16 protein-coding genes are annotated in these 21,336 nt (G+C 51.1%); 13 read left to right on the forward strand and 3 right to left on the reverse strand.

Going from position 1 to position 21,336, the window contains the following annotated elements; all coding sequences use genetic code 11:
• The first annotated feature begins 97 nt into the window (after positions 1–97).
• The 4 genes from rsmH to H6F76_RS04960 all read left to right on the forward strand — a co-directional run bounded on the left by rsmH (position 98) and on the right by H6F76_RS04960 (position 5,402).
• Positions 98–1,015 carry a 16S rRNA (cytosine(1402)-N(4))-methyltransferase RsmH gene (rsmH, locus tag H6F76_RS04935; protein ID WP_190506415.1) on the forward strand — a complete coding sequence of 306 codons (918 nt, stop codon included), beginning with the start codon at positions 98–100 and terminating at the stop codon, positions 1,013–1,015.
• Positions 1,016–1,231: 216 nt separating this feature from the next.
• Positions 1,232–1,390 carry a hypothetical protein gene (locus H6F76_RS04940; RefSeq protein WP_190506417.1) on the forward strand — a complete coding sequence of 53 codons (159 nt, stop codon included), beginning with the start codon at positions 1,232–1,234 and terminating at the stop codon, positions 1,388–1,390.
• A gap of 8 nt (positions 1,391–1,398) precedes the next feature.
• Positions 1,399–4,638 carry a PAS domain S-box protein gene (locus H6F76_RS29605; protein ID WP_199321928.1) on the forward strand — a complete coding sequence of 1,080 codons (3,240 nt, stop codon included), beginning with the start codon at positions 1,399–1,401 and terminating at the stop codon, positions 4,636–4,638.
• A gap of 101 nt (positions 4,639–4,739) precedes the next feature.
• A complete protein-coding gene (locus H6F76_RS04960) occupies positions 4,740–5,402 on the forward strand; it encodes a class I SAM-dependent methyltransferase (protein WP_190506419.1) in 663 nt (220 codons plus the stop codon).
• A 10-nt stretch (positions 5,403–5,412) separates the two neighbouring features.
• Here the strand turns inward: H6F76_RS04960 and H6F76_RS04965 are convergent, their stop codons facing one another.
• Positions 5,413–6,315, reverse strand: a complete 903-nt coding sequence (locus H6F76_RS04965; RefSeq protein WP_190506524.1) for a rhodanese-related sulfurtransferase — start codon at positions 6,313–6,315, stop codon at positions 5,413–5,415.
• A 282-nt stretch (positions 6,316–6,597) separates the two neighbouring features.
• Here H6F76_RS04965 and H6F76_RS04970 point away from each other — a divergent pair, with 282 nt between their 5' ends.
• The 5 genes from H6F76_RS04970 to H6F76_RS04990 all read left to right on the forward strand — a co-directional run bounded on the left by H6F76_RS04970 (position 6,598) and on the right by H6F76_RS04990 (position 11,465).
• On the forward strand, positions 6,598–7,089 hold the full coding sequence (locus tag H6F76_RS04970; RefSeq protein WP_190506421.1) for a hypothetical protein: 492 nt from the start codon (positions 6,598–6,600) through the stop codon (positions 7,087–7,089).
• Between the two features lie 109 nt (positions 7,090–7,198).
• Positions 7,199–9,259, forward strand: coding sequence for a biosynthetic arginine decarboxylase (gene speA / locus H6F76_RS04975; protein ID WP_190506423.1), 2,061 nt, complete (start codon positions 7,199–7,201; stop codon positions 9,257–9,259).
• A gap of 74 nt (positions 9,260–9,333) precedes the next feature.
• On the forward strand, positions 9,334–9,705 hold the full coding sequence (locus tag H6F76_RS04980) for a hypothetical protein (RefSeq protein ID WP_190506425.1): 372 nt from the start codon (positions 9,334–9,336) through the stop codon (positions 9,703–9,705).
• A 154-nt stretch (positions 9,706–9,859) separates the two neighbouring features.
• Positions 9,860–10,501 carry a hypothetical protein gene (locus tag H6F76_RS04985; protein ID WP_190449978.1) on the forward strand — a complete coding sequence of 214 codons (642 nt, stop codon included), beginning with the start codon at positions 9,860–9,862 and terminating at the stop codon, positions 10,499–10,501.
• A gap of 55 nt (positions 10,502–10,556) precedes the next feature.
• Positions 10,557–11,465, forward strand: coding sequence for a pentapeptide repeat-containing protein (locus H6F76_RS04990; RefSeq protein ID WP_190506427.1), 909 nt, complete (start codon positions 10,557–10,559; stop codon positions 11,463–11,465).
• Positions 11,466–11,628: 163 nt separating this feature from the next.
• On the opposite strand, the gene H6F76_RS04995 is transcribed toward H6F76_RS04990, so the two are convergent.
• Positions 11,629–11,985, reverse strand: a complete 357-nt coding sequence (locus H6F76_RS04995) for a Spx/MgsR family RNA polymerase-binding regulatory protein (protein ID WP_190449974.1) — start codon at positions 11,983–11,985, stop codon at positions 11,629–11,631.
• A 161-nt stretch (positions 11,986–12,146) separates the two neighbouring features.
• Entirely contained in the window at positions 12,147–15,392 is a 3,246-nt protein-coding gene (locus H6F76_RS05000) for a glycoside hydrolase family 15 protein (RefSeq protein ID WP_190506526.1), read from the reverse strand.
• Between the two features lie 572 nt (positions 15,393–15,964).
• On the opposite strand from H6F76_RS05000, the gene pds reads away from it, so the two are divergent.
• The 4 genes from pds to H6F76_RS05020 all read left to right on the forward strand — a co-directional run bounded on the left by pds (position 15,965) and on the right by H6F76_RS05020 (position 21,293).
• Positions 15,965–17,398: a 15-cis-phytoene desaturase gene (gene pds, locus H6F76_RS05005; RefSeq protein WP_190506428.1), complete on the forward strand. Its 1,434-nt coding sequence runs from the start codon at positions 15,965–15,967 to the stop codon at positions 17,396–17,398.
• Positions 17,399–17,612: 214 nt separating this feature from the next.
• Positions 17,613–18,545, forward strand: coding sequence for a 15-cis-phytoene synthase CrtB (gene crtB / locus H6F76_RS05010; protein ID WP_190506430.1), 933 nt, complete (start codon positions 17,613–17,615; stop codon positions 18,543–18,545).
• Positions 18,546–18,630: 85 nt separating this feature from the next.
• The gene (gene rlmN, locus H6F76_RS05015) at positions 18,631–19,797 is read left to right on the forward strand and encodes a 23S rRNA (adenine(2503)-C(2))-methyltransferase RlmN (protein ID WP_190506432.1); all 1,167 of its coding nucleotides are present in this window, start codon (positions 18,631–18,633) and stop codon (positions 19,795–19,797) included.
• 122 nt (positions 19,798–19,919) lie between these two features.
• Positions 19,920–21,293, forward strand: a complete 1,374-nt coding sequence (locus H6F76_RS05020) for a GH1 family beta-glucosidase (RefSeq protein WP_190506434.1) — start codon at positions 19,920–19,922, stop codon at positions 21,291–21,293.
• Positions 21,294–21,336 lie beyond the last annotated feature (43 nt).

Raw genomic sequence — 21,336 nt, forward strand, 5'->3', positions numbered from 1 at the left:
TCGAAGCTGACGGCGATCGGTATCAGGCTTTGAAAGGAAAGCGATAGAGTAGGGTCGAACGACCCGATCGCATTCCTTCTTACCCTAGACCCGCTACATGGCACCTGTACAAGACCCACCCGACGACGCATCTACTTTGCCTGATCCATCCTCAGAAACGGCATTTGTACATATTCCTGTTTTGAGCCGTGAGGTGCTAGAAGGGTTGGCGGTGCGCTCAGGCGGGCATTACCTGGATGCAACCGTAGGTGGTGGTGGGCATAGCGCGTTGATTTTGGCTGCTGCACCGGATGTACGGGTGACAGCGATCGACCAGGATGAACAGGCGATCGCAGCAGCTCAGGCAAAATTGGCAGAGTTTAAAGATTGCGTGCAGTTTTACCGTACTAACTTTGCCTCGTTTCAACCAGGAGCACAACGTTTTGACGGAATTTTAGCGGATCTAGGCGTGAGTTCTGCACAGTTCGATATCCCCGATCGTGGCTTTAGCTTTCGCCATGCTGCCCCCCTCGATATGCGGATGGATCAGCAGCAAGACCTCACCGCTGCTGACTTAATTAACCATTGGGACGAAACGAAACTCGCTGATATCTTTTATACCTACGGCGAAGAGCGGCTTTCGCGACGGATTGCCCGCCGGATTGTCGAGCGGCGACCCTTTGAAACCACAACTGCTTTGGCAGAGGCGATCGCCTACTCCGTGCCCAAGTCCTACCGTTACGGACGTATCCATCCTGCTACTCGTGTCTTTCAGGCGTTACGCATTGCAGTCAATCAAGAACTGAGCGTTTTGGAGACGTTCATTGAGCGTGCTCCTCATTGGCTTAAACCAGACGGCAAAATTGCTATCATCAGCTTCCACAGCCTCGAAGACCGCATTGTCAAACATCGCTTTCGCGAGTCAGAGTTACTCAAAGTGCTGACCAAAAAGCCAATTCTGCCCCAGGAGGATGAAGTGGCAGAGAATGTGAGAGCGCGATCGGCAAAGCTACGTATCGCTGAACTATCTGTATAAAAAGGGGCTTTATAGAAAAGGGCTTTGAAGTCGAAATGTTACCATTGTGTTAACTAATATTAAGCTTTGAAACGCGAATTTTCAGCTTTTAGTTTTGTCGCTCTATTGTTGAGATAGAGCAGGTTTTAGGGCATCTCTATCTTTAGGGAGTAGTGTTTTTCTGAACGTTCTCCAGCTAGCAGAAGGGATGTCTATCATAAGTAAGGGGGCAATCATTTGATTGATTTGGCTCTCCCTCTAAAGCCATCTGGGCTTGCCGAGTGTCCTCGTATTGAAGCATCAGCCGTTTTTTGCCTTGCAGAAGTGGCAGTACCCCTCAAGCCACACCTCAAGTCAGAAAACGCAACCTTCGCCACACAGCACTTCAATCTCTAGGGTCAAAAATGAGCGTATTACGGTCTGTTGAAGAGGTAGCGAGACTTGAAGCTCTCTACCAATACAAAATTCTTGATACTGAACCGGAAACAGTCTTTGACGATATTGCGCGTCTTGCTGCCTATATTTGCGGCACGTCGATCGCGATCGTCAACCTTATTGATGAAAAGCGCCAATGGTTTAAGGCAAGGGTGGGGCTAAATGTTTCAGAAATGCCGCGCGATGTGGGTCTCTCCTATCTTTGCGTCGAGCATGGGGATGTTATTGTCGTGCCGGATACAGTAGCAGACCCTGTTCTTGCCAGTAATCCTCTAGTAACGTCGTATCCCTACATTCGTTTCTATGCGGGTATGCCGTTAAAAACACCAGAGGGACACACCATTGGAACGCTGTGTGTCATTGACTCTGTACCCAAGCAACTCGCTCCAGAACAGGTAGAGGCACTGCGAGCGTTGAGCCGCCAAGTGGTTGGTCAGCTAGAACTCAGACGAAATTTATTTAGCCTGTCGCGCACCACAACCCAATATCAGCAGGCAGAAGCCTCCCTTCGGCAGGCAGCGGCAGAGAACCTCAAATTGGCGCAGGCGATGGCATCGGTCTCAGATGGAGTGGTCATTACTGATCCGCACCAGTCTGATAATCCCATCATTTACTCTAACCTTGCGTTTTCTCGCATTACGGGTTACTCAGCTTCGGAAATTGTAGGTCGCAACTGCCGCTTTTTACAGGGTGCTGGCACCGATCGCGCCGTGGTAGCAGATATTCGAGCCGCCATGGACGAACAGCGCGAGATTCAAACGACGCTGCTAAACTATCGCAAAGATGGCACACCCTTCTGGAACGAGTTAAAGCTTGCTCCTGTTCGATCTAAGCAAGGAGCGTTGCTCTATTTTGTCGGTATCCAGACCGATATTACCGATCGCAAGCTGGCAGAGGAAGAACGTACCCAATTTTTGGAGCGGGAACGGCTAGCACGGGCAGAAGCCGAAGTTGCCAGAGAACGGATTACCAATATTCTGGAAAGTATCACCGATGCCTTTTTTGCGCTTGATGATGACTGGCGCTTTACCTACCTAAATCATCAAGGCGAACACTTGCTTCAGCGATCGAAAGCTGACCTGCTAGGCAAAAGCTTTTGGGATGAGTTTCCAGAAACGGTAAAAGCCAGTTTCTACGAAGAGTTCAAACGGGTTGTTTTAGAACAAGTTAGCGTCCAATTTGAGACGTTTTATCCGCCTCTCAATTCATGGTTTGCTGTCCATGCTTATCCTGCCAAAGCCGGTCTATCCGTTTATTTTCAAGACATCACAGAGCGTAAGCAGCATGAAGTCGAACGGCAGCAAGCACAGTTAGCGTTGCAGGAAAGCCAACAACACCTCAAGCTGACCTTGCAAGCGGTAAAGCTTGGCTTCTGGCAATTGGACTTGCAGACCAATGAGCTTTCGGTGTCAAACCAGTGCAAAGCGAACTTTGGTCTTGCAGCGACAGCAGACTTTTCGTATCAAACCTTCTTTGAGCGAATGCATCCAGACGATCGGGCACGGGTACGAGAGTCAGTCCAACAAGCTCTGGCAACCCTCTCCGATTACGAAGCCGAGTACCGCTGCGTGTGGTCCAATGGCAGCATTCACTGGATTTTGGCGTTTGGGCGACCCACCTACAACAGCGATGGTGCATTGATAGGGATGGATGGCATCACGCTTGATATCACCAGCCGTAAGCAGGCAGAACAAAAAATTCTTGAGCAGGCGGCGTTGCTCGATGTCGCCACTGATGCCATTTTTGTACGCAGCCTAGACCACCAGATTCTTTATTGGAACAAGGGTGCCGAACGGCTGTATGGTTGGCAGGCAGCCGAGGCATTGGGTAAGAATGCGATCGAGCTACTGCATCGAGACGACCTGACGCAACTGAACGAGGCGCTGAAAATTGTTGTTGCGCAGGGCGATTGGCAGGGAGAGTTGACTCAAGTTTCCAAAACTGGTCAAGCCATTACTATCGCCAGTCGCTGGACTCTCATGCTGGATGAAACGGGCGTGCCAAAAGCCATTCTGATTGTAAACACTGATATCACTGAGAAGAAACAGTTAGAAGCGCAGTTCCTACGCGTGCAGCGGATGGAGAGTATTGGCACCCTGGCAAGTGGTATTGCCCACGACTTGAACAATATCTTGACTCCCATCTTGTCTTCGGCGCAATTGCTGCTAATGCAAAACACGCTGACCGACGATCGCAAGCAGCACTTTATGAAAACGATCGAATTAAGCGCCAAGCGGGGTGCCTCACTCGTTAAGCAAGTGCTGTCGTTTGCCCGTGGAGTAGAAGGAAAGCGAGCTGTTCTACAAGTACGTCATCTGATTTCAGAAATTCAGCACATCGCCTTTGAGACCTTTCCAAAGTCTATTGATCTGAGCGTTGATTCTGCCAATGATCTCTGGCTTGTTTCTGGCGATGCAACGCACTTGCACCAAGTCTTCATGAATCTCTGTGTCAACGCCCGTGATGCGATGCCTAATGGTGGCACGCTGAACATCGCCGCGAACAATTTCATGATTGATGAAAGCTTTGCTCGTATGCACATTGAAGCTCAGGTGGGTGCCCATATTCTCGTAACGGTTTCAGATACGGGCACGGGTATTCCCGCCGACGCGCTTGGTCGCATCTTTGAACCATTCTTCACCACTAAAGATCTAGGTAAAGGCACAGGTTTAGGACTTTCAACCGTGCTTAGTATTGTCAAAAGTCATGGTGGTTTTATCGATGTGGTGAGCGAGATGGGACGGGGTACTCACTTCAAGGTGTATCTACCAGCCATCCCAATGCACGAAGCGCCACCCGTGCAGGACAATGAATTGCCCCATGGGAAGGGTGAGTTGATTTTGGTCGTAGACGATGAAGCGATGATTCGCCAAACGACTCAAGCCTCGCTCGAAGCTTATAACTACCAGGTTTTAACTGCCAGCGATGGCATTGAAGCGATCGCGCTCTATGCTCAGCACAGAGATACGATCCGTTTAGTGTTGGTTGATATGATGATGCCGTCAATGGATGGCATGACAACGATTCGTACACTGCTGAAAATGAACCCTCAGGTGAGAACGTTAGCCCTGAGTGGCTTGCTCTCAAGTACCCAAATATCTGAACTGGAAGGCATTCATACGTCAACAGTACTATCCAAGCCCTTTACCACTAAAGAGCTTTTAGAAAACATTCATCAAGTGCTTGAGGCTCAAGCAGACATTGCTTGAAACGCTCGATCGCTCAACTATAGTTTTGACAGCAGCATTGCAGCACTTGATGCTTGCTAGAACTGTCTTGTGCCATCGCAACTTTTGAAGGCGTTAACGTTATGGCAAACCAAACGATCAGACTTGACGACCAACTGTACCGCTACTTGCAGTCTGTCTCCTTGCAGGAACCAGCCATCCTCACGCAGCTACGGCAGGAAACGGCGCAACAATCCATGAGCCAGATGCAGATTGCACCAGAGCAAGGACAGTTTATGGCGCTGTTGGTGCAATTGATGGGCGCAAAGAAAACGCTGGAAGTTGGAGTTTTTACAGGCTACAGTGCGCTGGTCGTTGCGCTGGCGTTGCCTCCCGATGGCAAAGTAGTTGCCTGTGATGTCAGCGAAGAATACACCACGATCGCCCGTCGCTATTGGCAGCAAGCAGGTGTAGCAGACAAAATTGACCTTCACCTTGCCCCAGCTTTAGAGACGTTAGATCAACTGCTGGCAGCAGGGCAGGCAGACACCTTTGACTTTGCGTTTATTGATGCCGACAAAAGTAACTACGATGGCTACTACGAGCGATCGCTCCAACTAGTGCGATCAGGTGGACTGGTGGCGATCGATAACGTCCTTTGGTCTGGACGTGTGGCTGATCCTCAGGTGCAAGACAACCGCACTAACAGCATTCGCGCTTTTAACCAGAAAGTGCATGAAGATGCGCGGGTAAGCCTTAGCATGGTGCCGATCGGCGATGGTCTAACGCTGGCACGAAAGCATTAGGCAATTTGGTTCAAAATAATGGTTTCGTCTGTAGGGATGCTACATGTAACGTCCCTACAGAAAGGTCTTCTCGACGGTCTCGCTTAACCTCTGTCAGTTGGTTAACGCAATAAGGGCAGGCAATGCCGTCTTCATAATCTGGAGAAGCCTTATCCGCCTCAGAGATGGGATGTCCACAGCTACGGCACATGGCATAAGTTCCGGGTGCCAAACCATGCTGCACGGCAACCCGTTGATCGAAGACAAAGCATTCGCCTTCCCATAAGCTTTCGTCGGGCGGCACTTCCTCCAAATATTTTAGAATGCCGCCTTTGAGGTGGTAGACTTCCTCGAAGCCTTGCCCCAGCATGAAGGCAGACGCTTTTTCGCACCGAATGCCACCCGTGCAAAAGAGCGCCACTTTTTTCTGCTTTGCCGGATCAAGGTGCGTGCGAACGTAGTCTGGAAACTGGCGAAACGATCGCGTGTGTGGGTTCTCTGCGTCCCGAAAGCTACCGATGCTGACTTCGTACTCGTTACGAGTGTCAATGACGGTCACGTCAGGATCAGAAATGACTGCGTTCCAGTCATGAGGGTCAATATAAGTACCGACTTGAGCATTGGGATCTGCTTCAGGTACGCCGATCGTGACGATTTCTGCTTTCAGGCGAACTTTCATGCGGTCGAACGGTTGCACATCAGCAAACGATTCTTTGTGCTCCAAATCGGTGAGTTGGGGATCGCTACGTAAAAAAGACAGCACCGCATCGATCGCCTCTCGTGCTCCCGCGATCGTGCCGTTGATCCCTTCTTCTGCCAGTAGGATCGTGCCCTTCACGCTCTGCGACTGGCACTGCAACAGCAATGGCAACTGCTTTTCGGCAGCATCCAGAAGCCTGACAAATTTGTAAAACGTAGCAACAACCAATGTCATGTCTTTGTCAACCACAGCGCCGAAAAATCTAAAAGTGTCTGAATTCCTTGTGAGGAAGCCAGGATCAGACCGATGGCGAAAATCTTTCAGCCAGTTTCGATATTCTAGTGAAAACGATCGTATTGTGTAAGCGCTAGAACTTAGTGATATGACTTAAGCAAGCTATATAAAGAGTTTGTTATGCGTCGCTCTAGCTACTGCTAACGATGGAGATTTGGCAGCAGTGCCGAAAGAAGAACCATTGACGCTTATAACTAAATGAGGAAATGAGGAGAATTCTAGATGAATAATCAAATTCAATCGCAAGCTGCAAGAGTTTGGGGCATTATCAAAGATCCAGCAACAGGCGCAACTTATACTCAAACGGCTACCACAACCTGGCTCATCTTAAAAGAAACAGGCTATCTGCTTTGGCTCGTCGTTTGCCTGACGCTGGTGTTTGGCGACTGGCTGTGGCGCACTGGCTACCGCACTGGCTGGAGCACCCGCGAATGGATCAACAATTTTGAAAAACCGGACACCGAGCGCGTGGCACAAGATGCGGGTCAAGGGTTGCTAGAAGCCAGTAAAGCAGCTTTTTCTAACGCGATCGCTACAGCTAAGAGTCAGCTCGGCATTGAAGACAAGGCAGAACCGCTCTTCGCAGGCGCGCTATCTGCTTCAACGCCACCACCCCCCCCCACCCCTACACCTGCACCCACACCGACACCGGAGCCTCCGTTTACACCCTCAACACCCCCAGCACCAAACACAGAGGAGTTAGATTCTGATTAGTCTGTCTTCGTTAGATTCTGATTAGGCAGCTACGTGCCCTGCCTTACCTACGCCAGCCAGATGGATGCGATAGACTAGCACTTCAGAAACGATTGTGAGGTCAAAAAGAATGGGGGCACGTGCTGCAAAGGCTAGCTTGAAAACGGACGCGACCGATACAGCCGATCGACAGGCGGCAAAAGCAGCGCTTCAAGCAAATAACGGGATCAAAGAGACAGCGGTGAACCCCTCGACTAATGGCTGGTCGATCGAGAAAAGCGAGGAACTCTACCGCATTACGGGGTGGGGCGAACCATATTTTTCGATCAATGCGGCTGGACACGTCACCGTCTCTCCCGAAGGCGATCGCGGCGGCTCCCTTGACCTTTTTGACCTTGTTAATGCCCTCAAACAGCGGAACCTGGGGCTGCCGTTACTAATTCGCTTCTCCGACATTTTGGAGGACCGTATTGAACGGTTGAATGCTGCCTTTGCGAAAGCGATCGCTCGCTACAACTATCCTGGCGTGTATCGTGGTGTGTTTCCCGTCAAGTGCAACCAGCAGCGGCACTTAGTCGAAGCGCTCGTTCGGTTTGGCAAACCGCATCAGTTCGGCTTAGAGGCAGGGTCTAAACCTGAACTTATGATCGCGCTGGCAACGTTGAAAACCCCCGGTGCGTTGCTGATCTGCAACGGTTACAAAGACCGGGAATACATTGAAATGGCAATTCTGGCACAGCAGTTGGGGCAAATTCCCATCATTGTGCTGGAGCAAGTTGAAGAAGTACCGCTGGTAATTGAAGCAGGTCGTAAGCTGGGCATTCGTCCTATTTTAGGTGTGCGCGCTAAGCTAAGCAGCAAGGGTGTTGGACGTTGGGGTACTTCAGCGGGCGATCGTGCCAAGTTTGGCTTGACCGTTCCCGAAATTCTCAGCACAGTGGAGCAGCTCAGCGCGGCGAATATGCTGGACTCGCTGCAACTGCTGCATTACCACATCGGTTCGCAAATTTCGTCGATCGCCGTTGTCAAAACTGCCATTCAAGAAGCCAGCCAAATCTATGTGGAGCTGGCAAAGCTTGGCGCAGACATGAAGTATCTAGATGTTGGCGGTGGCTTAGGCGTAGACTACGATGGTTCCAAAACTAACTTCTACGCCTCCAAAAACTATAACGTCCAGAACTACGCTAATGACGTGATTGCTGAAGTAAAGGAAGCCTGCGACGAGCGCAAGTTGCCTGTACCGACGCTTGTGAGCGAAAGCGGACGCGCGATCGCCTCTCACCAATCCGTCCTCGTATTCGATGTCCTTAGCACTAGTGAAGTGCCCTCCGGTGTGCCTGACCCTGTTCAGGAAACGGAACATCTCATCATCCGTAACCTTTACGAAACTTACGAATCCATCACTGTCGAAAACTACCAGGAGGCATACCACGACGCAACCCAGTTTAAAGAAGAAGCCATCAGCCTTTTTAACTTTGGTTACGTCAGCCTACCTGAACGCGCTAGAGCCGAACGCCTCTACTGGCTGTGCTGCGAGAAGATTCTGGTGATTGCCCGTCAGCAAGAATACGTCCCCGATGACCTGGAAGATCTAGAAAAGATCATGGCATCGATCTACTACATCAACCTCTCGGTGTTTCAATCGGCACCGGATAGCTGGGCGATCGACCAACTCTTTCCCATTATGCCCATCCATCGTTTGGACGAAGAACCCACAAAACGTGCCACTCTCGCTGACCTCACCTGCGACAGCGATGGCAAAATCGACCAATTTATTGACCTGAAGGATGTGAAACCCGTGTTGGAGTTGCATCCGTTGCGTAAGGCAGAAGGCAAAGGGCAGAAGGCAGAAGTGGCGACTCCTCACTCTCACGAACCCTACTACCTGGCAATGTTTCTTGGTGGTGCCTACCAGGAAATCATGGGCAATCTGCACAACTTGTTTGGCGATACGAATGCGGTGCACATTCACCTCACGCCCAAAGGCTATGAAATTGAACACGTTGTTAAAGGCGACACAATGACAGAAGTGCTGGGCTATGTCCAGTACGACTCTGAAGACCTCATCGAAAGCATTCGTCAGCAAACTGAACTGGCATTGCAAGAAAAGCGCATCACGCTGCAAGAGTCCCAACTGCTGCTGCAAAACTACGAGCGTAGCTTGAGCCGCTATACCTATCTCTCTGCCTAAGATTCAGCGCATGAATAGGGTACACTCCGGAGACTCGATCGCGCTGATTGTCCTAAACGCCTTCAGTAAACACCATGACCAGCAATGGAAACCCCAACGCACCAGACAAGCTAGATATTCTGATTGACCAGGTTGGGCATTTCACTGAAGGCTTAACAGAACTCAGGATCTTAGTGCAAGCACAGGCAGAAACAGCCCAAAAGCAGCTTGAGGCGATCGACAAGCAATCTGCCGCGATCGACAAACAATCCGCTGCGATCGAGAAGCAGGGCAATCGCTTCAACCAGATCGATGAACGCCTTGATCGAATGGCTCAAACTGTCGAGCACCAAAGCCATAATATCGAGCGTATTGTCTCAGCTATGGAAGCAAGCAACCGTAGCCAATCAGAGGCAACTAACCGTCTGGCAGCGATTGTTGATTGCCTGTTACCACCACAGCCTTAGTCAAAAATTTGGCTGGACGGATGGCTTCAGTTACCAAGGTGCCAGCTAGAAAGTAGCCAGAAGATGAAATAATGACAAACGGATACCCAACGTTACGTTGCGATTGATCGCAGCCAGTTGACATCAACTTAGCCCTTCAGCCTTCCTCAAAACCTTGGGTATAGACCTCCGCAGCTACGTTTACATTGATCGCCTGCAAGCCCAGCATGCGGCTTACATGGGAACCGTTTCCATTGGGTTTCTGCCACTCCCAGGCGATGCGTCCCTCTGGATCGAAATCTCTCCTGGTATTGAGATCAATCGGATTACGGATGTTGCGCTGAAGTCGGCAGTCGTTCGTCCTGGCGTTTTAGTCGTTGAACGACTATACGGGTTGCTAGAAGTGCATTCCAGCAACCAGGGCGAAATTCAGGCAGCGGGTAGAGCTATCTTGGATGCATTGGGTGTGCGACGGCAAGACTGTCTCAAGCCTCGCGTTCTCTCTAGTCAGATTATTCGTAACATTGACCCGCATCATACGCAGCTCATTAACCGCAATCGACGCGGACAGATGATTATGGCAGGGCAAACGCTGTACGTGATGGAGGTTGAGCCTGCTGCTTATGCGGCACTTGCTGCTAACGAAGCAGAAAAAGCAGCGATGATCAACATCCTCCAAATTTCGGCAGTCGGTAGCTTTGGGCGACTCTATCTGGGTGGCGAAGAGCGTGACATCATCGCAGCCGCTGGAGCCGTCGTGGAGGCAATGGAAAATGTTTCTGGACGGAGCCATCCCGACGATCGCCGTGCAGAGTAGCTTTCATCAGCATTGATTCGTTAACGCCCTGAATTCGCTCGCAAAGGACGCAAGTATGGCAAACCCAGAGCATCTTGCACTGCTAGACCACGGTGTCGCCCAGTGGAATGAATGGCGAGTGCGATCGCCCCACACACTACCCGATCTCAGCGACGCTAAATTGAGCGGCAAACAGCTTACAGGCATTAACCTGAACTGCGCCAACCTGAATGGAGCGCTCCTTTGCAACACTAATTTGAACGGCGCTAATTGCACAAAAGCCACATTCAACAACGCCAACCTCATGCGAGCTAGCCTCGAAAAAGCAACCTTGAAGCAGGCTGAACTTGTTAATGCGACCCTCAGTGTTGCCAATCTCAACAGTGCTAATCTTTCTCATGCTGTCCTTATTGGTGCCGATCTAAAAGTGGCGTTGCTACGTGATGCGGATCTCAGCCATGCTGATTTAAGCGCGACAGAACTCTATGGGGCAGATTTACGATCGGCGGATCTGGATGAGGCGAATCTCAGCCGCGCTCATTTAAGCACCGCAATGCTGATTGCCGCTAACCTCAGCATGGCAAACCTGACTCGTGCAAACCTCGATCGTGCCGAAATGGGGCAAGCAACCCTCTACCGTACTAACCTCCACGCTGCGAGTTTAATTGACGCACATTGCGTAGGGGCGTTTCTGTCAGGAGCTGACTTGAGCCGTGCCAACCTGTCAGGAGCCGATTTTTCCTGGTCAAAGCTCAGTCGAGTTAATTTGGCTCACGCTGATGGTCGCAAAGCTAACCTACGCGGTGCTGACCTGCGCCATGCTGATTTAAGCGCTACCAATCTCATAGAAGCAAATTTACGGGGAGCTAATCTTAGCGCGGCAATGCTTACAGATGCAGTCTTAGTTGGCGCTGATTTGAGTGATGTAAAGTGCGATCGTACTCAGTTCGACACAACTAAGCCTGACAGTAACCGACCCCGCTAATGGAGGAGAGAATGCAGATAATCGCAACCTTTAGTCTGTCTCTAAAGGTGCTGGGGCATCCCTCTCCTGTGCTAACTACCCGGGAGCAAAAGTTGCGATCGTCCGGCGATCGAGATTCCATAAGCAGCGGGCAAGACGCTATAGCCTGCCGGACGCGATCGCTCTACACTCCAAGCTTTTCACGAATGACTTCGGGCTTGTCTCTAAAGCCGACCAGTACAGCAGCGCCATCTTTAACAAAGAGTGGGCGCTTCAGCAGCATGGCATCATTGGCAAACGCTTCCACCCATTGCTCATCCGTCCAGTCATCTTTGGTGGTGCCTAGGGCGCGGTAGGATTGCCCAGAAGTATTTTTCATGGGTTTAGAGCCGAGCGCTTCGACCCAGCTTTGAATGAGCGATCGCGAAGGTGGCGTCTCTTTGGTGTCAACGAACTCGTAGGCAACACCGTTACTATCTAGCCAGGTAAAGGCTTTCTTACAGGTGCCGCAATTGGGGATACCGTAAACTTGGAGAGACATGGGAAAAAAGGCGAGACAGCTTTTCCTAGTTTAGGCGGATGGCGGATGGTTCATGATTCCAAGTAGTGCGATCACAAGCTTAATCACTGTCCAAAGAGAAGCACCAAGGAACGTTGGGCATGAAGTCTAACAGCGATCGCTAACAGTTGTGCCCCTGCTTCCTACTGCCGACTGCCTGCCTCAGCCGTTGTAGCCAGCTCCGTTAAGAACCGGAGCGCCTTTGCCACATAGCTCGCGCAATCGTACGGCGAACTAGCGTAGAACGATCGCCATGCCCCAGCCTTGTGTTCGTCGTAGCGATCGTGTTGGTCGGGATGCTCCTCTAGCCAAGCTAACCGAACAGCGTGACCCACTAAGACATCCAGAACAATGTAGTCTTCGATCAGTAGGTTGGGGTTGCCCTCCGCGATCGTGCTCAGTTCCATCAGCGCTTCGATATTGACCTGACGGTATTCAGGAGCCTGTATTTTGTTGAGCAGATGTTCCACTTGCAGGGCAAAGTTTTTCTCGCCTGGCGTTGTTTCGGACAGCAGCACATCGCTATCCAACCGATTGCGGCGTTCGAGCTTGTCGCCAATCACCAAACCTTTGCAGTGTTTCAGCACGTTCCACACGTTTGGGTAGAAGTTTTTGGGCACGCGGTTGAGAGACCCATCGAGTTGGCGTTTGCGCCACCAGTTTTCGACAGCAGGCTGTGTCTCATCTTCTTCTTGCTGATCCGATCGCACTACCCATTCAATATTCATCTGTCGTTGGTTGACAGGCAGCGACTCCTGGCGGAACAGGGCTTTGTCCAAGCTTTGATAGCCTTCTAGCACATGCTGGAGACGCGTTTGAATTTCGTAAGGACTAAGCTGCATCATGCGTTCATAGGCTTCATCCTGAGGAATGCTAAGTTCCCATGCCAGTTCGCTAGTGATCAGCAGAATGAGATAGCCGACTCTGAGGGTCAGCAGCCCGTTGAAGAGAGGCGGTCGCGCTTTAATCAGTAGGCTGAGGTAGACCAGAATTTCTTGGGTGAGCATCCGATCGCGAATGTCTTCCCGACAAAACTCGGTGATTTTTTCCATCACTTCGATCGGTGAAGCTGGGCGCGTAATCAACGATGCTTCACTGTAAGCACGACCCACCGCAATTTGCTTCTGGCGTACCAAAATGTCGATAACGGCATCGGCAAGGCTGATGTCAACCTTATTGCAGAGTCCGGCAGCCCGTCGTACGATCGCCCACTGTTTGAGCCTGCCCGCTTTGACATAAACTTCATCCAACAAGTTGCCGACTGTGACCGTTTCGGTAGGCTGCCCAAACCCGGTATCAAACGCAAACCCCTTTAGCCGCAGCAGCGTACTGAGCAGCTCAATTTGCTCGTAAAGGTTGGCAGACTCCTTCAGGCTAGAGAGCAACAGCGTGATGTTAGTCTCGCATTCCAGCCTGAACTCTTGCGTGATGCTGAGTGGCACTAGCTTCTGGGGCTGAAAGTTGAGGTATTGGGTTTCGGGTAGTGCATCCTGAACCGGTGACTGGGTGAAATCAAAATCATGCAGAAAGTCAATGCGCTCGATGGCGGCAGTAAGCATCAGTTGGTTGAGTTGCCCCAACTTGACTTGCACGCCGTTGCAGTTACCGCTATTAAGTTCTTGCAGCAGCGTGAGCAGAGGCATGGTATCGCTGGCTTCGGGGTCGTCCGCCTCGAGCATTTCCTGATCCAGCAGTAAGGTCATGGTGGGTCGTCCAAGCTGGCTCCAGTGGCGCTGAACATGTGCCAACTCGGTGCGAATCTGCGTGGCTAGAAAATGTGGATCAAGGGTCAGATAAAACTGCTGTTTATCCAGCAAGGAGGGCAAAAAGACAATGCGATCGCCCCGAATCTGAAAAATGCGTGAGGTAGTTAAACTTCGTAACCGCCGCGCTGGGCGACCACTCAGGTTAAGTTTATCGTTGCGCCCAATTTGGGTATAAACGGCTGCCAACTCCTGCGCTTCTCGTACCTGAAATACTTCTGCCTGGGTTGGTGTTTGGGTCGCAATGCCATATGCTGCCAGCGTTGATTGAAGGGCTTCATCTTCTGCTAATAGAGCGACCTGCACCTGAGGCTTGCGCTGCTGTCGAATGTGCAAATGGCGACCGAGTGGATCAATATCGCCAACAGCCAAGAGATTTTCGCTGAGTAGCTGCCCCAACAAGTACAGGCTTTGCGCCCAGACAAGAGGAACGTTTTCATTGGGCAGGCGCTTCTGGCTTTGCGGTGCAGCTTGTTCTGCTTCCACACAATTCGCAGGAACGTAATAAAGCTCTGGTAGCAGGTGTAACCCATCGCGCTCCACCAAAACAGCTTGTAGCCGCGCCTGATAGTCCTGGATTTGGTCACGATCGCCCCGAAACACTGCATCCAGCAGCAGGTAGGTAAAGAAGAGGGGCCATTCGCATTCGATATGTTCAAATTGCTTTAGCTCCCACGGCTCGTAGTGCAGGCGGCTAGTATCTTCTAGCACTGTCTGATGCCCATCGCGCAAAAAGCGCTTGCAGCCGTACTTGCCCTGAAGCTTCTGGATAATGTCATTACGGGTGCGATCGCGCAGTGCCCCATCATCTACCGCAAACGCCGGAAAGCCAATCACACTTAACAATGCCGCATCCACTTCTTTAGAACTGGATTCTCTGGGTAGCATTGATTCAAGCGTAATGCGCGATCGGGCAATTTCGTCTGGTAGCACATGAATCACAGAGTTTTGATTGCCATGCACCCCAAAGAGGTTTAGCCCACTCATTGCCTCTAGCGCCGCTTTTGCCATACCAACGGAACTGGCATTCAGTTCTGGGTTGCCGTGGTTAATTTTGTTACCTCGCTCCCAGATGCCAAAATCCGGAGTGCGGTAGGCGCGTCCAATGTAATAAACCAGATTTTGAACGAAATTGACCTCATCCGTGGTGAACACAATATGCAGCCCTGAAGCCGTCATCTGCGCCAGCACCAGCAAATAAATTGAGGTCGCATCAAGCTGCAAGTGTCCCCACTGGTCATCACCCACAACGGTGGCACCTGTCTGGGTGTCATACTTCGCATGCAGTGCATCCAGTGGCGATTGGGTTACTTTGAACTGCTCAACCTTCTGTACTTGCCGCATCATGGCAAACAGCAGCCCGCGCATTAGCTTGACAACGCTATGTTCTAGCTCAAAGGTGCGCCCACGATCGTCATCTAGCCGTCGATACGCTAACCCCAGCCCCCACACTGCCAGAATGCTGTACACGTTATCACGCACCCAGGCATCAGTGTAGTCACCGTGGGCATTAACAGCCGTACTAGCAGGCAGCAGACCCGTAATGGGGTTCTGACGAATCAAAATGATTGTCCGAATTTGCTCGTAGTACGTGTCTAGCCGTTCTTGCAGCGTTGCAGTTCGCATCGACATACTCTGTTCTAACTGATTGAGATTCTAGGGACGCAAACAGAGCTTGTTAAAGACAGCACACACAAAAGAACAAAAGATATAAAGCAGAAACCGCCCTAAGCGTTGGGTGGCAATTCGTTATTTTTAGTGTTCCTATTATCGTCTTTTTCTAGGACACTATAGTTGCCATTTACACGGAGAGCCTGCCGAAACCACGCGTTACTGACAGCACACGCAAAAGAAGACTGCGATCGCGCTTTCCGCGTTAGAAGCACTGGCTAAGATCCAGCAGAAGAAGCTGTCTTTGGCAGAGCTTGCGTCCTTATGGCTGAAGGCTATGCCCACTTCATCTCGCCGCTCAAAAATCAAACGTTGCGCTCTTCTTTCCGGATACTGCTCCAGCGTTTAGGAACAATAGAGTGGTAGATGCACCCTGATAATAGCCCCTGGCTCTTGTAGCCAGGGCTTTTTCTTTGGAGCCGCGAATCGCACGTTGCTCTATGGAAGAATCGTGCATGTGAGCGAGATGTAACAGATTGCAACGTATAATGAGAGCAATCAACCTTGAAGAAGTTTAAAGAAGCCACATGCGAGTTGCGATCGCTGGAGCAGGTCTGGCAGGTCTTTCCTGTGCCAAGTACCTGATCGATGCGGGACATACCCCCATTGTTTTGGAGAGTCGAGATGTTTTGGGTGGGCTAGTAGCTGCCTGGAAAGACGAAGACGGCGACTGGTACGAAACAGGGCTCCACGCCTTTTTTGGGGCATACCCCAATATGCTGCAACTAATGGCAGAACTGGGCATTGAAGACCGGCTCCAATGGAAGCAGCACGCGCTCCTCTTTAATCAACCAGACAAGCCTGGAGTGCTGTCTCGTTTTGATGTGCCTGATATTCCTGCCCCCTTTAACGTCATTGTTTCGATCCTTCGCAACAACGACATGCTGACATGGGAGCAGAAGATCCGGTTCGCTATTGGGTTGACTCCTGCGATCGTGCGCGGTCAAAAGTATGTCGAAGACATGGATCAGTACAGCTTTTCGGAGTGGCTGCAACGGCAAGGCATTGGCGAAAAGGTGAGTAGCGATGTTTTTATTGCGGCATGCAAGGCGCTCACGTTTATTAACCCCGACGACGTTTCATCCACTATTTTGCTTACGGCGCTGAATCGCTTTCTGCAAGAACGCTACGGCTCTAAGATTGCCTTTTTGGATGGTTCACCAACTGAGCGCCTGTGTCAGCCGATCGTTGATTACATTACCGCTGGTGGTGGTGAAGTACATCTGCAAAAGCCGTTAAAGGAAATTCAGCTTCATGATGATGGTACGGTGCGTGGGTTTCTGATCCGTGGCTTGGATGGTGCGCCTGATACAGTGATCACGGCTGATGCTTACGTCTCGGCGATGTCTGTGGATGTGATGAAGGTACTTACCCCCGCGCCCTGGAAGTCGATGGCATTTTTCCAAAAGCTGGAGGGCTTAGAAGGCGTACCTGTGATTAACCTGCACCTGTGGTTCGATCGCAAGCTGACCGATGTAGACCAGCTTCTCTTCTCGCGATCGGACTTGTTGAGCGTTTATGCCGATATGAGTGTCACCTGCAAAGAGTATGCTGACCCCGATCGCTCCATGCTAGAGCTAGTGCTGGCACCTGCCAAAGATTGGATTGACAAATCGGATGATGAAATTATTGCCGCAACCATGACGGATCTAGAGCGGCTCTTTCCGCAGCATTTTGGGACGGAGAACCCTGCCAAACTACGAAAATTCAAAGTAGTCAAGACGCCGCGATCGGTCTACACGGCAACACCAGGAAGGCAAGCATACCGTCCTGATCAGGTAACACCCATCGCAAATTTCTTTCTTTCAGGCAGTTACACAATGCAACGCTATCTTGGCAGTATGGAGGGTGCCGTACTTTCTGGTAAGCTGACAGCGCAGGCACTTGTGAACAGCCAATCGTTGACTGGTGATTCCATAGCCAGCAAAAATAATCAGCCCCAACCAGTTGCAAACGTGTGAACATTCGCTGTTTAATGCTCACACGTTTCGTTAAAGCTGGTTTCTCCACTAAGCAGACAGCTTGATGGTTCATTAAACTGTCTGCTTGGGGCTTAGGGCAATGGCTGCGTCTTTTAGAGCAATCTAAACAGCACGTTATCTGCCTCCCCTGCGATCGATTCGCTCCCTGCCTGAACCTGCTCACCTGCTATGTTCGCCAAGCGTTCTCAAGGAAATGCTGAAATTGCCTGATTATTCTTGCGTGAGGACTCTGGTTTCTCTGGACGATGCCTACGAGCTGTGTCGTCAGATCACGGCAAAGTACTCGAAAACCTTCTATCTGGGCACGATGTTGATGCCAGAGGCGAAGCGTCGAGCAATCTGGGCAATTTACGTCTGGTGCCGTCGTACCGATGAACTGGTAGATGGTCCGCGTGCAAGTCTAACCACGTCTGAAACGTTGGATGAGTGGGAAAAGCAATTAGAGGCAGTGTTTGACGGTCATCCAGTGGAAGATCCAGATGTAGCGTTAGTAGACACACTGGAGCGCTTTCCAATCGACATCCAACCGTTTCGCGACATGATTGCGGGTCAGCGGATGGACTTGCATCGATCGCGCTACGAAACGTTTGAGCAGCTTGAGCTTTATTGCTACCGCGTTGCAGGTACGGTGGGTTTGATGACGACCCCAGTAATGGGTATTGATACGATGCCACGCACCACTCCCTGGGATCTCTATGGCACGGTTCAAGATGACCCAACGTCTGAAGCCGTTGCTCTTGGTATTGCCAATCAACTGACCAATATTTTGCGCGATGTCGGCGAAGATGCTAGCCGCGGCAGAATTTATATCCCTTTGGATGAACTAGCCCTATTTGGCTACACTGAGGAAGACTTATTCAATGGTGTAGTGGATGAACGCTGGCGCGAACTGATGCGGTTTCAGATTCAGCGTGCCCGTAAGTTTTTCGTCTCTGCCGAACGTGGTATTCGCTCACTTAGCCGGGATGCTCGCTTTCCCGTTTGGGCTGCACTCATGCTCTATAGCGGCATTCTGGACGAAATTGAACGTAATAATTACGACGTGTTCCGCTATCGGGCGTATGTGCCGGGCTTCCGTAAGTTGACGTGCCTACCGATCGCTCGGCTCAGAGCAGCCGTCCTCTAGATTTTGTTAGGGTTAGGTCATGAGTGATCTAGGGAAAGCAAACTTAAAACTCATCACTTAAAACTCCAACTTTTTGGCACGTCTCATGTCTCTCTCCTTACAAACATCATCGCTACAAACAGCATTGCCATTATTAGGCAAGTCTCTGGCTGAGTTAACCGAATGGGTGCAGCAGCAGGGGCAGCGACCCTATCGGGGCAAGCAGTTACATGAATGGCTGTATCAGAAAGGGGTGCGATCGCTCACCGATATCTCTGTTTTCCCTAAGCAGTGGCGATCGGAGCTAGAAGGCCTTGACATTGGGCGATCGACCCTCCATCACCGTTCTGCTGCCCCCGATGGCACCGTCAAATTTCTACTGCGTCTCTCAGATGGTCAAATCATTGAAACGGTAGGGATTCCAACATTTAATTGGGATCAGGAGGAGCCAGAAGGCAGGAGGCATGTAGCAGAAGGGGCAGAGGAAGCAGAATCAACTCAACCCTCAACCCTCAAAACTCAAAACTCCCTTACCCGTCTCACTGTTTGTGTTTCCTCCCAGGTTGGCTGTCCGATGGCGTGCGACTTCTGCGCTACAGGCAAGGGCGGCTTTGTTCGCAATCTGACAACGGCAGAGATTGTGGATCAAGTGCTGACGGTGCAGGCAGATTTTCAGCAACGGGTGAGTAATGTTGTCTTTATGGGCATGGGCGAACCGCTGTTAAATACCGATAATGTGGTTGCCGCATTGCGCTGCCTGAACCAGGATGTGGGCATTGGGCAACGCACCATGACGGTTTCGACTGTGGGCATTCCCGGTCGCATTCGTAAGCTTGCTACAAGCCAGCTACGTGCCACCCTTGCTGTCAGCCTCCATGCGTCTAATCAAGCGCTGCGTGAAAAACTGATTCCCAGTGCCAAGCAATATCCGCTAGAAGCGTTGCTCGATGAATGTCGTGAGTACGTCCAGCTAACCGGGCGGCGCGTCACGTTTGAGTACATCCTGCTGGCTGGGTTAAATGACTGCCCAGAACATGCGATCGAGCTAGCGAAGCATTTGCGCGGTTTCCAGAGCCACGTCAACTTGATTCCCTACAATCCGATTTCTGAAGTTGACTATCAGCGACCTAGCCCCCAGCGCATTCAAACCTTCGTTAATGCTCTCAAAGCCAAGCACATTGTAGTCAGCGTCCGGCAGTCTCGTGGTCTAGCCGCAGATGCAGCCTGTGGGCAACTGCGTGCCTCTGCAACCAAAGGAGCCGCTTCTGCTTAAAGAGCAGCGTTGTTGCTTGTCTTAATGCTGAAGCAAACGTGTTGAATGTTCTCTTCACGATCGCGCTCACGCTTGGGGGCTGTTAACAATTAGAGTATTGAGAGCAGCATTCAGGCGAATCGATGACCAGCTACCAGTTTCCTGACAGCTTCCTCTGGGGGGCTGCTACCGCGTCTTATCAGATTGAAGGTGCCGCGACAGAGGATGGGCGCAAGCCGAGCGTATGGGATACCTTTAGTGCCAAGCCAGGACGAACGCTGAATGGGGATACAGGTGCCGTTGCCTGCGATCACTATCACCGTTACGAAACCGATGTGAAGCTCATGGCAGCACTGGGCATCAAGCATTATCGCTTTAGCATTGCCTGGACGCGGATTATACCTGATGGACGCGGAGACGTGAATGAGGCAGGCGTTGACTTCTACAGCCGTCTAGTGGATTGCTTGCGTGAACATGGCATTACCCCTCACGCTACACTGTTTCATTGGGATAGCCCCCAGGCGCTAGAAAAACGCTATGGCTCGTGGCGCAGTCGGGAGATGGCGCAGGACTATGCAGATTATGTCACCGCAGTAGTGAGCCGGTTGGGCGATCGCATCACCAACTGGATGACTATTAATGAAATTTCGTGTTTTACCCACCTGGGCTATGCGGTAAATGCCGACCCGCCCCATGCTCCTGGTACACGAGTCAAACGTCGTAAAGACATCTGGCAGACCTGCCATCATGCCATTCTGGCGCATGGGCTGGGTTGTCAGGCTATTCGAGCGGCATCGCCCGTGCCATGTTCTGTTGCCCTAGTGGATAATCCAGCCGTAACCGTGCCGATCGCCGAGTCGCCAGAACACGTTGTTGCGGCACAAAAAGCCTTTCCGACCTGTTGGGCAAATGGCGGCATTCTGTATCCTGTGCTGACGGGTGCCTACAGTCCAGTGCTATTGGAACAACTGGGATGGGATGCGCCAGAGATTAAGGCAGGTGATTTAGAAACTATCCACCAACCCCTTGATGCTCTGGGACTAAACATCTACACGGGTACGTATGTTAAAGCCGCCGACAATCCTAATGGCTACGAATGTCTTGATTTTCGTGACAGCTATCCTCGCCTCAATATGCCCTGGCTCTGGATGCTACCAGAAGCACTGTACTGGGGGGTGCGGCACATCAGCGATACGCTAGAGAAGCCCGCTTTGCCGCTGTTTATTACCGAAAATGGCTGCGCTGCTCAAGATACGGTGAACGCGCAGGGCGAAGTTGTTGATCTAGAGCGGATTGCGTATCTGCGGCAGTATCTCAAAGCAGCGCATCGTGCTGTCGCGGACGGCTATCCTCTGCACGGCTATTTTGTTTGGAGTTTGCTAGACAACTTTGAATGGGCATGGGGCTACGATCGCCGCTTCGGCATTACCTATGTCGACTATCCCACCCAAAAGCGCATCCCTAAAGCGAGCTTTCACTGGTACGCAGAGTGTATTCGGCAGGGAAGGGTGGTTTGAAGCGAAGGCTAAAGGATGAAGTATAAAAATTTTGAGTGAATTC

It is taken from the genome of Leptolyngbya sp. FACHB-321, from assembly GCF_014695975.1.
GTDB lineage: Bacteria > Cyanobacteriota > Cyanobacteriia > Leptolyngbyales > Leptolyngbyaceae > Stenomitos.